The sequence below is a fragment of the Pantoea sp. PA1 genome (assembly GCF_056856975.1).
The window spans coordinates 98,426-111,628 of sequence record NZ_JBXGEE010000008.1 but is presented as its reverse complement, the minus strand read 5'-3'; the positions used below and the strand labels follow the sequence as shown (position 1 = coordinate 111,628).

The window sequence follows — 13,203 nt, the reverse complement described above, 5'->3', positions numbered from 1 at the left end:
CTTAACCCTCGGCTGCGACCCGGAATGCATTATCCAGATCGGCAATTAAATCTTCGTGATCTTCAATACCAACAGAAACCCGCAGTAGCGTATCGGAAATGCCCGCTGCAGCGCGTGCCTCTGCCGACATCCCCGCGTGCGTCATGGTGGCGGTGTGGGAGATCAGACTCTCAACGCCACCCAGCGATTCCGCCAGCGTAAACAGCCGCAGCGCTTTCAGGAAGCGGCGCAGCAGCGCCTCGTCACCGTCAACCTCGAAACTCAGCATGGCGCCAAAGCCGCGCTGCTGACGAACGGCATGTTCGTGTCCGGCGTTCTCCGGCAGCGAAGGATGATACAACTTTTTCACCCGTTTCTGCTGCTTCAGATACTCCACAATCGCCAGCGCATTGCGCTGCGCCGCTGCGATGCGTGGTGAAAGTGTGCGAATCCCGCGCAGCAGCAGGTAGCTGTCAAAGGCCGCGCCCGTGACGCCAATGTTGTTTGCCCACCAGGCCAGGTCCGTCGCCAGCTGCGGATCTTTAGCAATCACCGCGCCTGCCACCACGTCGGAATGACCGTTGAGATATTTCGTACAGGAGTGGATCACCAGGTCTGCCCCCAGCGCCAGCGGATTCTGCAGGGCCGGACTCATAAAGGTGTTATCCACCACGCTGATGGCACCCGCCGCCCGGGCAGCGGTGCAAATCGCGCTGATATCCACCACGCGCAGCAGCGGATTGCTGGGGCTTTCGATCAGCACCAGTTTAGGTTTCTCATCCAGTGCCGCCTGCAGTGCCACCGGATCGCCCTGATCAACAAATTTCACCCGATATGCGCCACGCTTATTCATGCTGTCAAACAGCCGATAGCTGCCGCCATAGCAGTCATGTGGCGCAACCAGCAGATCGCCAGGCTTCAGGAACACCGTCGTCACCAGATGAATCGCCGACATCCCGGTATTGGTTAATACCGCGCCCGCACCGCCTTCCAGTTCCGCCAGCGTACGCTGCACGACATCACGCGTGGGGTTACCCCGACGGGAATAGTCATGCGCACGCGGCTCATTAAAATCCAGGAAGTTATAGGTTGTGGAAAGATGGATAGGCGGGACAACGCAGCCATACTGTTCGTCATCATTCAAACCGCTACGCACTGCGATGGTTGCCGGTTTACGCGTCATGAGCGAATTGTTCCTGAAAAGTGAATAAAATGTGGCTCACAGAATATCACCCTCTAATTAGACGTCAATACATCTGGACATCTAAATGTCTTTGCGTATAGATTGAGCAGAAACGCAATAACCGCTAAAATTATGCGTCATCGCCTGGCGTTCCTCTCTGAAGGACAGAGGCAGTGAACGAAGAAAACCCGCCATATCAGGGGTCAGGCAGGAAAAAATCAGGCATAATCCGCTGATTTCCTCACATTTAACGTTTATTAATTAAGGTAACCCATGGCTGAATGGAACGGCGAATATATCAGCCCGTACGCTGAGCACGGTAAGAAGAGCGAGCAGGTCAAGAAGATTACAGTGTCTATCCCCTTGAGCGTGCTGAAGATTTTAACGGATGAGCGTACCCGTCGTCAGGTGAACAACCTGCGTCACGCCACCAACAGCGAGCTGCTTTGCGAAGCCTTTTTACATGCCTTTACGGGTCAACCGCTGCCGGATGACGTCGACCTGCGCAAAGAGCGCAGCGATGAGATCCCGGAAGAAGCGAAAGCAATTATGCGCCAGATGGGTGTTGATCCGGATACATGGGAATATTGATCCCCGGCGCCGTTGTCGCCTGACCTCGCTGCAGAGAAGCAGGCTCCGCTCAGGGAGCCGCTTTTCTGATCCGTTCTGCCCCCTGTGACGCTCCTCTCTTCCGGCCTGACGCCATCGCCTGCATATTGCCTGCCAGACGTATCAGAAAAATCTACCTTATTTTCCTTATTATTGCGTTATTTCCATTGCAATAAGAATATTGTTTTATCCGGACAATAGAATTATTACTATTGTTCACTATTATGCGCATCCGTAAGATTTTGTCAGAGCGATAATTTCACGGAAAGCCAATGAGCATCAAATATAAAATAAAATCCTTCGCACCCACTTTTTTTATTCTTTTCATCACCGGCACAACCAGTTATTTCACTTCTGCATCCAGCGTGGCACCGGCTATAACGGTGCAAAATGAGAATATTAATGCCCGGCAACAGGATCGGGAGCGCAAAGCGCAATTAACGCCTGACCTGCCGCCTGGCATGTCTGAAAAAGAGGACTTCAGACCGGAAGCGATTCCGTTTCCGCATGAGGAAAATTGCTATCCGATCGATAATATTTCGCTGAATCAGGACAGTAAAAAACTGCACCTCAGAAAATTACGCTATTTTACCGCACAGGCAGAAGGGAAGTGCCTGGGCATTAACGGAATAAAACTTCTCGCTAAAACGCTGCAGAATGAAATTATCCGGCTGGGATATATTACAACGCGTGTTAATTTGCCCGAACAGAATCTGTCGGGCCGTACGTTAACGTTTGATATTCATGCCGGTCACGTCGGAAAAATCGTGCTAAATAAGGCGAGTGGCGACGACATTAACCTGACCAGTACCCTCCCGTTCAGCGCGGGTGATCTGCTCGAACTCAGCGATCTGGAACAGGGCAGCCTTAATCTTCAGCGCGTCCCGGGATCGCGGGTTAACGTTCAGTTATTGCCAGGCAGCAGCAAAGGTGAAAGCGATATCGTTATCCAGCGCGAACAGGATAAATACTGGCAGATGAGCGCCTGGCTGAATGATGCCGGCTCGGCGGCGACGGGGCGTTATCAGGGGGGAACCGCACTCTATTTAAACAACATTGCGTCATTAAGTGACATCTTTTACGTCTCTTACGGCCACGATATTGCGCCGAAACAGACCCGCAAAGGCAATGATAATAAATCGATGGGTTATTCGGTGCCATGGGGTTTCTGGTGGCTCGATCTCTATGCCAGCCAGAGTCATTATCAGCAACGCCTGACCGGAAACTGGTCAGAATGGGCACTGGATAATAAGAACAGCTACTACAGTGCGCAGCTCAACCGACTGCTTTCGCGAACCCTCTTTCAGACCACCACAGCTGGCCTGCAAATCTTCAACACGTCATCGCGTTATTCACTTAATGACCGGGACCTCACCAGCATGCATAAAAAAAGTGCGGGCTGGAAAGCGTTGCTGCAGCATGAGATGCATGACGATAACGCGGCGCTGACGACGACCCTGAGCTATCAACGGAAGATGCCCTGGTTTAACAGCAGCCATACCGTTGAACAGACGTATGGGCTCATTGATACGCAGGGCCGGATTATGACGCTGGATCTGAAAGGTTCGGTTAATTTCCAGTTAGGAGATAACTGGCTGAACTACTCACCCCATGTCAGTGTGCAATATTCACCCGACACCCTCTCTTCGCTGAATCGCTTTTCGCTGGCAAACCGCTGGACGGTTCGTGGCTTCGATGGCGAATACGCGCTTCAGGATAATAAAGGCTGGTTCTGGCGCAACGATATCAGCTGGATTTTCCCTGACAAACCGGTTCAGCCTTATATCGGTATTGACGCAGGCCAGGTCTACGGTAATAGCAGCCAGCAGGAATATGCCGGAAAAACCGTTATAGGCAGCGTGGCTGGCCTGCGGGGAACACTCCTGAAAACACGTTTTTATCTTTTTGCCGGCACCCCGATTAAAAAACCCCATGCTTTCCACACCGATCCCGTTACGCTCGGTTTTTCACTGCAGTGGAAATATTAGTAAGAAGTAAAGCGTTAGATAAAAAGAGTTTGAAAATAAACACACACATCCAGAGGAAAAAAATGAATACGCATAAGTTTAATCTGCTATTCCTGGCGACGCTCGCCACCCTGTGTAGTCAGCCTGCGCTTTCTGCACTGAACAGTTATCAGCATGCAAATGGTTCGACCGTGGTGGATATTAATCAGCCGGATGCGAATGGTCTGTCACATAATATGTATCAGAGCTTCAACGTCTCCGAAAAGGGGTTGGTACTGAATAACAGCACCACAGATATGGTTCGCGACAGTGGTAATATTGCCCGGAACAGCAATCTGAATAGCTCAGCCAGTCTGATTCTGAACGAGGTCATCTCAAATAAAGCTTCTTCACTGAACGGCTTTATTGAAGTCGCAGGTCAGAAGGCCGATGTAATTATCGCCAACCCAAACGGGATCACCTGTTCCGGCTGTAATTTTATCAATACCGGACGCGCCACCCTGACCACCGGCACGCCAGTTTTAACCGATGGTGCACTGACGGGCTTTAATGTGACGAAAGGCACCCTTACGGTTAAAGGCAAAGGGCTGACAGGCGCCGATTATACGGACCTGCTGGCACAAAAAATCAATCTTGAAGGCAAAGTCGGGACAACCCAGCTCAGGGCGATTGCCGGTAAATACACCTATAACAGGGCATCGGGTCAGGCCACAGCCAGCACAACAGGCCGGACTGGCGGCAACAGCATCGATGTCAGCGCGCTGGGCGGAGCAACAGCAGGCCTGATCCAGCTGCAAACCACGGAAGCCGGTGCGGGCGTCAACAATAATGGCGTACTGAATGCCAACAGCCTGTATATCTCAACCAATGGCACGTTAACCAACAACGGAACCCTTGACGCTGGCGTGATGAGCATCGCAGCCAGCGGCAGCATGACGAACAAAGGGACGCTTTCTGCCAGCCAGGCTGCTCTGCAGACAACAAATACATTCACGAATGAAGGCACTGTTAAAGCCACCAATAACGCCAGCATCGTGAGTTATGGAAAAGTGACTAACAACGAGAAAGGGCAGATCAGTGGCGATGGCACCGTCAGCATTTTTTCACTGGCGGGAGATATCGAAAATAAAGGCGCCATCAGCACGGCTGGAGCCCTGACAATGCAGACCGGCTACAGTACGGTGAATGGCGTTATCACGCCTGTCGCCAACACCAGCCTGATTAACTCCGGCTCGATTCAGGCGGACACTATTGGCTTATACGCCGTTAAAGGGGTCAGCCTCCGGTCAGGCGATGTTACCGCACAGAGCACAGCCTCTGTTTCTGCCGTAACTGTCTCTAACGCCGGAACCCTCACAGCGCAGAATGCCTCTCTCGTTTCTGACGACTTTAGCAATCAGGGTGTGATGCAGGCGACTGAGCGGTTAAGCGTGACCGGTAAAAGTGGAATTTCTAATAAGGGTACCCTGAAGGCGGCAACCCTGGCGCTGACAACGGATGGCAAAATCAGTAATACATCCTGCCGGCTGTGGTTATTGTGCAGGCAGGGCACCATGAAAGCGGATAAAATTTCGATTTCAGCCCCTAAGATCACTACCATTGCTGATTTAGATGGTGATTACACCACGCAGCTTCTGGAATTGAACAAGCCTGAAACAGACTCCAGCCTGTAACCGGGCCATAAAAAAACCCAGCCGAGGCTGGGTTTTTTGTTGCCGCCGAACCCGCAGGTTCAGGTGCCTTTTAATCTTATTTTTTAGCGCCTGGCACGCTGAAACGCTTGTTAAAGCGGTCAACACGGCCACCAGTTGCCACTTCACGCTGCTTACCGGTATAGAACGGGTGGCATTTACCACAGACGTCCAGGTTCAGTTCGTGAGTCAGTGTTGAACGGGTGTGGATCTCGTTGCCGCAGGTACATTTGATAGTAACTGCTTCGTATTTCGGGTGAATACCTTGTTTCATGGGAAACCTCATAGAAGGCCGTGTCGCTCTCCGTGCCAGGCGTAAACCTGCACAGCACCACACGCGGTTGAACATTATAGGGTGTACTCCGGCAAGGTCTTTCTCACCGAAGGCGGCATATTATACAGAGAAGTTATCATTGCTGCAAATTTATCCTGGGATACCCGCCATCCGGGTCCAGCGTGTACACTAGCCCTCCCGATGCCCGAGCCGGAAAGAGAGAGTTATGCCCGTTGTCCAGGTTGCCCTGCCCGTCCCCTTGCCCCGCCTGTTTGATTATCTGCCGCCACAGGGCGCGCAGCCGATCATTGGTGGTCGCGTAAGTGTGCCCTTTGGCAATCGCAGGATGATCGGCATTGTGGTCGCCCTGCGTGAGAGCAGCGATCTGCCCGAAGGACAGCTCAAGCGCGTCATTGAGGTGCTGGATAGCGAGTCACTCTATCCCTCTTCGCTGTGGCGCATCCTTAACTGGGCCGCCAGCTACTATCACTCTCCCCTGGGCGAAGTGCTGAATCATGCCATCCCGGTGCTGCTGCGTCAGGGCAAACCCGCGCAGGACAACCCGTTATGGCGCTGGGAAATTACCGAGCAGGGCCGGGCGACCACGCCGGAGAGTTTAAAGCGCGCACCCAAACAGCAGCAGGCGCTGGCTGCCCTGCGTCAGCAGCCGCTCTATCGCCATCAGGTCAGCGAACACGACCTGACGGAGGCGACGCTTCAGGCTCTGCGCGCCAAAGGGCTGTGCGAGCTGTATGAGCATCAGCCGCAGCGGCACGACTGGCGAACCACCTTCGCCGTTAAAGGCGAACGCCTGCGTCTGAATACCGATCAGGCGATGGCGGTCGGTGCGATTCGGGCAGATGACGAACATTACGCCGCCTGGCTGCTGGCGGGCATCACCGGTTCCGGCAAAACGGAGGTTTACCTCAGCGTGCTGGAGAATGTGCTGGCACGGGGAAAACAGGCGCTGGTGCTGGTCCCGGAGATCGGCCTGACCCCGCAGACCATTGCCCGTTTCCGGGAGCGTTTTGATGCGCCGATTGACGTGCTGCACTCCGCCTTAAACGACAGTGAGCGGCTGGCCGTCTGGTTACGTGCGCGGCGCGGGGAAACGGCAATTGTGATTGGCACCCGCTCGGCGCTGTTTACCCCGCTGGCCCGGCCGGGGGTCATCATCATTGATGAAGAGCACGACAGCTCTTACAAGCAGCAGGAGGGCTGGCGCTATCAGGCGCGCGATCTGGCTGTGTTTCGCGCCCATGAAGAAAATATCCCGATTGTAATGGGATCGGCGACGCCCGCGCTGGAGACGCTGCACAATGTGCGCAGCGGCAAGTATCGCCAGCTCGACCTGACAAAGCGCGCAGGCAATGCCAGACCGGCGCTGCAACAGCTGATCGACTTAAAAGGTGTGCAGTTGATCGGCGGCCTGGCACCGGGCCTGATTAGCAAAATGCGTCAGCATCTGCAGGCGGATAATCAGGTGCTGCTGTTTCTTAACCGCCGCGGCTTTTCGCCCGCCCTGCTCTGTCACGACTGCGGCTGGATTGCCGAGTGTCACCGCTGTGACCGCTACTACACGCTGCATCAGCATCATCGCCAGCTGCGCTGCCACCACTGCGACAGCCAGCGTCCGCTTCCTCATCAGTGCCCGCAGTGTGGCTCGACTCACCTGCTGCCGGTCGGTGTCGGCACGGAACAGCTGGAACAGCAGCTCGGCACGCTGTTCCCTGGCGTGCCGGTGTCGCGAATCGATCGTGATACCACCAGCCGTAAAGGGGCGCTGGAGCAGCATCTGGCCGATGTGCATCGCGGAGGCGCGCGCATTCTGGTTGGTACTCAGATGCTGGCGAAGGGCCACCACTTCCCTGACGTGACGCTGGTGTCGCTACTGGATGTCGATGGGGCGCTGTTTTCCGCCGATTTCCGGGCGGCGGAGCGCTTTGCTCAGCTCTACACCCAGGTCGCCGGGCGCGCCGGGCGTGCCGGTAAGCAGGGCGAAGTCCTGCTGCAGACCCACCACCCGGAACATCCGCTGCTTCAGACCCTGCTGCACCAGGGCTATACGGCGTTTGCGCAGCAGGCACTGCTGGAGCGCCAGGCGGTTCACCTGCCGCCCTGGAGCCGCCATGCGCTGTTTCGCGCTGAAGATATGGATAATCAGCAGGCAGCTGAATTTCTGCAACAGCTTCGTAACCTGCTGGAGGCCAGTCCGCTCAACGATCAGGCCATGTGGTTTATGGGGCCGGTCCCGGCCCTGCAGCCAAAACGCAGCGGCCGCTGGCGCTGGCAACTGCTGGTTCAGCACCCTTCCCGACAGCGTCTGCAGCAGTTGCTGAGCAGTTCGCTGCCGCTGATTTTCACCCTGCCCGCCGCGCGCAAAGTGAAATGGACGCTGGATATTGATCCTACCGAGAGCTGATCTCCGCTGACGTTGCGAGCCAGATCGAAAAATGTCGCATAAGTCACAATTTTTATGCAAATTAAGTAACAACCAGCCACGCAATCGTTAACAATGTGGCTGGTTTGCCTCTGAGCAGGCAAAAACAGAATCGAACACGCCATAATGCGTCAGGAGCATGTGTTGGAGCAGAATCAACAACCGCCCGCCGCCACGATGAAGGATGTCGCGGAACATGCGGGTGTCTCAACCGCCACCGTATCGCGTGCGCTGATGAATCCGGAGAAAGTTTCTGCGGCCACCCGACAGAAAGTCGAACAGGCCGTTGCCGCCGTCGGCTATGCAGCACATGGTCCCACACGCAACGCGCGTCGCAATGAGACCCGAACCATCCTCGTCATTGTCCCTGATATCTGCGATCCCTTCTTCAGTGAAATCATCCGCGGCATTGAAGTCACGGCAGCCGAAGAGGGTTATCTGGTGCTGATTGGCGACTGCGCCCATCAGAATCAGCAGGAGCGAACCTTTCTCAACCTGATGGTGACACGCCAGATAGATGGCATGGTCCTGCTGGGCTCACAGCTGCCCTTCGATGCCGGCATTGATGAGCAGCGCAACCTGCCGCCGATGGTGATGGCGAATGAGTTTGCGCCCGAAATGTCACTGCCCTCGGTGCACATCGACAACCTGACCGCCGCGTTTGAAGCGGTTAATCATCTGCTGCAGTTAGGTCACACACAGATTGCCTGCATCGCCGGGCCGGAAGAGATGCCGCTCTGTCAGTATCGTTTACAGGGCTATGTCCAGGCGATGCGGCGCAGTGGCCTGACGGTCGACCCCACCTATATTGTGCGCGGCGATTTCACCTTTGAAGCGGGCGTTGCCGCGATGAATCAGCTGATGACCCTGCCGCAGCCACCGCGCGCGCTGTTTTGCCACAGCGACATTATGGCGCTCGGGGCGATGAATCAGGCCCGACGCTGCGGGCTGCGGATACCTGACGATCTCTCTGTGGTGGGATTTGATGACATCGAGTTGTCGCGCTACTGCGAGCCGCCGCTGACTACCGTTACCCAACCGCGCTATCAGATCGGCCGGGAAGCGATGCTGCTGCTGCTGGATGAGCTGAATGGCAAACGGGTCATCAGCGGTTCGCGGCTACTGGACGCGGGTCTGACCATTCGGGGCAGCACGGCGCGCGCAAAAAAGCGTGAAAAATAAGCGTATTCGCCGCGCTTTTTCAGTAGATTCTTAAAGCGAACACTGCTGGTCAAAGTTCCGACCCTTGAGTAACATGGCGGACTCCTTGCCGGGCGCGTAAAAATCATCATTTCGCCCATCTGGCACTATTTTTGAAGGGTATAAGAACGAGAGTGGCACAAAAAGATTACGTAGGCCGCGGGCGTTCAACAGGGACGCGTCGCAAAAAAAGCCCCAGCCGCGGCAAGAAGAGCAAAGGCGGTTCGGGAACATCCAAACTGATGATTGTACTGGCGGTCGCCGTGCTGGTGACCTTTGCCGGTGGTTTATGGTTCCTGGCGCATCACAAGAAAGAGGACGTGCCGGTCATTACGGATCATAAAGCCAACGGCAATGGCTTACCGCCGAAGCCCGAAGAGCGCTGGAAATATATTAAAGAGCTGGAGAACCGTCAGGTTACCGTGCCGACCCCTATCGAACCCTCTTCGGGTGGCGAGGTGAAGTCGCAGACGCAGCTGACTGACGAGCAGCGTCAGCTGCTGGAGCAGATGCAGGCGGATATGCGCCAGCAGCCAACGCAGCTGAACGAAGTGCCGTGGAACGAACAGACACCGGCGCAACGTCAGCAGACGCTGCAGCATCAGCAGCAGTTACAGCAGCTGCAACGCCAGCAGCAGCAGTTCCAGCAACAGCAGCAACGTCAGCAGCAGCAGGTTCAGCAACAACAGCTGCAGCAGCAACGTCAGCAGTTGCAGGCTCAACAGCAGCAACAGCGCCAGCAGCAGTTGCAGCAGCAACAACAGCGTCAGCAGCAGCTGCAGTTACAGCAGCAACGTCAGCAGCAGCAGCAGCAGCAGCAGCAGCAGCAGCAGCAGCAGCAGCAGCAGCAGCAGCAGCAAAATGTTCAGCGCCAGACGCAGCCTGCGCCAGTTACGCGGGAACCCGAGGTGCAGTCAAAACCGCAGGAGACCGCAAAAGCGAAACCGGCGGAGAAAGCCTCTTCGCAGCGCTGGATGGTGCAGTGCGGGTCATTCAAAGGCACCGACCAGGCAGAGTCAGTGCGTGCCGGTTTAGCCTTTGAAGGATTTGAAAGCCGCATTACGACCGGTGGCGGCTGGAATCGCGTGGTGATTGGTCCGTATAAAGATCGCGCCTCTGCGGACAGCACACTGAAGCGTCTGCGCAGTTCCGGCCACTCCGGCTGCATTCCCCTCTCAATCGGGGGTTGAAACCCGTCAAACCCGCCCCATATCTGTTGCATGATACTCCGCGCCCCGTGCGCGGAGTCCTTTTCCGACTGCAACAAGGGGTCTGCCCGTGACAACAATAGTAAGTGTACGACGCAACGGCCAGGTAGTGATTGGCGGTGATGGCCAGGCTACGCTCGGCAATACCGTGATGAAAGGCAACGTTAAAAAAGTGCGTCGTTTATACAACGATAAGGTGATTGCCGGATTTGCTGGCGGCACCGCAGACGCCTTCACCCTGTTTGAACTTTTCGAACGTAAACTGGAAATGCATCAGGGCCACCTGGTGAAAGCCGCGGTGGAACTGGCTAAAGACTGGCGTACTGACCGTATGCTGCGTCGGCTTGAAGCCCTGCTGGCGGTCGCGGATGAGTCCGCCTCACTGATCATCAGCGGTAATGGTGATGTAATTCAGCCTGAAAACGATCTGATTGCCATCGGCTCCGGCGGACCTTTCGCCCAGGCCGCGGCACGTGCGCTGCTGGAGAATACCGACATGGGCGCGCGCGACATCGTTGAGAAGTCGCTGAACATCGCAGGCGATATCTGCATCTACACTAACCATAACGTTAATTTCGAAGAATTAACCTCCAGGGCGTAAAGGTATAACTATGTCTGAGATGACTCCACGCGAAATCGTCAGCGAACTGAACCGCTTTATTATCGGCCAGGACAGCGCCAAGCGCGCCGTGGCTATTGCACTGCGCAACCGCTGGCGTCGCATGCAGCTGGATGAAGAGCTGCGCCATGAAGTGACCCCGAAAAACATTCTGATGATCGGGCCGACCGGTGTCGGTAAAACGGAGATCGCCCGTCGTCTGGCTAAACTGGCCAATGCGCCCTTTATCAAGGTCGAGGCGACCAAATTTACCGAAGTGGGTTATGTCGGTAAGGAAGTCGATTCGATCATTCGCGACCTGACCGACTCCGCCATTAAGATGGTGCGCAGCCAGGCGATTGAAAAGAACAAATACCGAGCAGAAGAGATGGCGGAAGAGCGCATCCTGGATGTTCTGATTCCACCAGCCAAAAACAACTGGGGCCAGTCAGAGCAGAGCGCGGAACCTTCTGCGGCGCGCCAGTCGTTCCGTAAAAAACTGCGCGAAGGCCAGCTGGATGACAAAGAGATTGAGATCGACCTGGCCGCCAGCGGCCCGGGCGTCGAAATCATGGCGCCTCCGGGAATGGAAGAGATGACCAGCCAGCTGCAGTCGATGTTCCAGAACCTCGGCGGCCAGAAGCAGAAAGCCCGCAAGCTGAAGATCAAAGAAGCGATGAAGCTGCTGATCGAAGAAGAAGCGGCAAAACTGGTGAATCCGGAAGAGCTTAAACAGGACGCCATCGATGCCGTCGAGCAGCACGGTATCGTGTTTATCGATGAGATCGACAAAATCTGTAAGCGCGGCGGCCAGAATGCTGGCGGTCCGGATGTGTCACGCGAAGGCGTTCAGCGCGACCTGCTGCCACTGGTGGAAGGCTGCACGGTCTCAACCAAGCACGGTATGGTGAAAACGGACCACATTCTGTTTATCGCTTCGGGCGCTTTCCAGGTTGCCAGCCCGTCCGATTTAATTCCGGAACTGCAGGGTCGTCTGCCTATCCGCGTTGAACTGCAGGCGCTGACCGTGAATGATTTCGAGCGCATTCTGACAGAGCCTAACGCGTCTGTGACCGTGCAGTACAAAGCGCTGATGAATACCGAAGGCGTGAATATTGAGTTCACCGAGGATGGTATCCGCCGGATCGCTGAGGCCGCATGGCAGGTTAACGAAACCACCGAAAACATCGGTGCGCGTCGTCTGCATACCGTACTGGAACGTCTGATGGAGGATATCTCCTATGACGCCAGCGATCGTCACGGTGAATCGGTCACCATCGATGCTGATTATGTGGGTAAACATCTGGATGAACTGGTGGCTGACGAAGACCTGAGCCGCTTCATTCTCTGATTCACGGATGTCGCACTTTTCAGAAGCCCAGCCGAACCGGCTGGGCTTTTTTATGCATGTTCTTGATCGAACGATGCTTTTTTCAGGGTGATGATTTTGCCAACAATCTGCATATAGCGATATACTTAGCATTCCTGTGGCAAACAGACGAAACCCTTATGAAATACGATACATCTGAACTCTGCGATATCTACCATGAAGAAGTGAATGTTGTTGAACCGCTTTTTTCAAACTTTGGTGGGCGCACTTCATTCGGTGGTCAGATTACCACAGTGAAATGCTTTGAAGACAACGGCTTACTCTACGACCTGCTGGAAGAAAATGGCCGCGGTCGGGTGCTGGTGATTGATGGCGGCGGTTCCGTACGTCGGGCGCTGGTGGATGCGCAGCTGGCACGTCTGGCAGCCACTAACGAGTGGGAAGGCCTGGTCATCTACGGGTCAGTACGTCAGGTTGACGAGCTGGAAGAGCTGGAAATTGGCATTCAGGCGATTGCCGCCATCCCGGCCGGCGCGGCGGGTGAAGGGATTGGTGAAAGCGATGTGCGCGTCAATTTCGGCGGTGTGACCTTCTTTTCCGGTGACCATCTCTATGCCGACAACACCGGTATCATTCTGTCAGAGGATGCGCTGGACCTCGAATAAGGTCCGACAGCAACCGGGAGCAGACATGAAAACGGGTGCCTGAGCACCCGTTTTTCACA

At 55.2% G+C, this 13,203-nt stretch carries 11 protein-coding genes; 9 read left to right on the top strand and 2 right to left on the bottom strand.

Going from position 1 to position 13,203, the window contains the following annotated elements:
- Position 1: 1 nt before the first annotated feature.
- Positions 2-1,162, bottom strand: coding sequence for a cystathionine gamma-synthase (gene metB / locus AC1V0D_RS20970; RefSeq protein ID WP_009088017.1), 1,161 nt, complete (start codon positions 1,160-1,162; stop codon positions 2-4).
- Between the two features lie 273 nt (positions 1,163-1,435).
- On the opposite strand from metB, the gene metJ reads away from it, so the two are divergent.
- From metJ to AC1V0D_RS20955, 3 genes are all read left to right on the top strand, one after another.
- Positions 1,436-1,753, top strand: a complete 318-nt coding sequence (gene metJ / locus AC1V0D_RS20965; RefSeq protein ID WP_009088019.1) for a met regulon transcriptional regulator MetJ — start codon at positions 1,436-1,438, stop codon at positions 1,751-1,753.
- Positions 1,754-2,154: 401 nt separating this feature from the next.
- Positions 2,155-3,759: a ShlB/FhaC/HecB family hemolysin secretion/activation protein gene (locus tag AC1V0D_RS20960; RefSeq protein ID WP_482908002.1), complete on the top strand. Its 1,605-nt coding sequence runs from the start codon at positions 2,155-2,157 to the stop codon at positions 3,757-3,759.
- A gap of 62 nt (positions 3,760-3,821) precedes the next feature.
- Complete coding sequence (locus AC1V0D_RS20955; protein ID WP_482908001.1) at positions 3,822-5,411, top strand: filamentous hemagglutinin N-terminal domain-containing protein; 1,590 nt, start codon at positions 3,822-3,824, stop codon at positions 5,409-5,411.
- 76 nt (positions 5,412-5,487) lie between these two features.
- Here the strand turns inward: AC1V0D_RS20955 and rpmE are convergent, their stop codons facing one another.
- On the bottom strand, positions 5,488-5,703 hold the full coding sequence (rpmE, locus tag AC1V0D_RS20950) for a 50S ribosomal protein L31 (protein WP_003851227.1): 216 nt from the start codon (positions 5,701-5,703) through the stop codon (positions 5,488-5,490).
- 226 nt (positions 5,704-5,929) lie between these two features.
- On the opposite strand from rpmE, the gene priA reads away from it, so the two are divergent.
- The 6 genes from priA to rraA all read left to right on the top strand — a co-directional run bounded on the left by priA (position 5,930) and on the right by rraA (position 13,144).
- The gene (gene priA / locus AC1V0D_RS20945) at positions 5,930-8,125 is read left to right on the top strand and encodes a primosomal protein N' (RefSeq protein ID WP_482908000.1); all 2,196 of its coding nucleotides are present in this window, start codon (positions 5,930-5,932) and stop codon (positions 8,123-8,125) included.
- Between the two features lie 162 nt (positions 8,126-8,287).
- Positions 8,288-9,325 carry a DNA-binding transcriptional regulator CytR gene (gene cytR / locus AC1V0D_RS20940; protein WP_009088024.1) on the top strand — a complete coding sequence of 346 codons (1,038 nt, stop codon included), beginning with the start codon at positions 8,288-8,290 and terminating at the stop codon, positions 9,323-9,325.
- A 152-nt stretch (positions 9,326-9,477) separates the two neighbouring features.
- The gene (gene ftsN, locus AC1V0D_RS20935) at positions 9,478-10,533 is read left to right on the top strand and encodes a cell division protein FtsN (RefSeq protein ID WP_482907999.1); all 1,056 of its coding nucleotides are present in this window, start codon (positions 9,478-9,480) and stop codon (positions 10,531-10,533) included.
- 88 nt (positions 10,534-10,621) lie between these two features.
- Positions 10,622-11,152, top strand: a complete 531-nt coding sequence (gene hslV / locus AC1V0D_RS20930) for an ATP-dependent protease subunit HslV (RefSeq protein ID WP_009088029.1) — start codon at positions 10,622-10,624, stop codon at positions 11,150-11,152.
- 10 nt (positions 11,153-11,162) lie between these two features.
- Positions 11,163-12,500: an HslU--HslV peptidase ATPase subunit gene (hslU, locus tag AC1V0D_RS20925; RefSeq protein WP_046100836.1), complete on the top strand. Its 1,338-nt coding sequence runs from the start codon at positions 11,163-11,165 to the stop codon at positions 12,498-12,500.
- Positions 12,501-12,658: 158 nt separating this feature from the next.
- Positions 12,659-13,144, top strand: a complete 486-nt coding sequence (gene rraA / locus AC1V0D_RS20920) for a ribonuclease E activity regulator RraA (protein WP_009088032.1) — start codon at positions 12,659-12,661, stop codon at positions 13,142-13,144.
- Positions 13,145-13,203 lie beyond the last annotated feature (59 nt).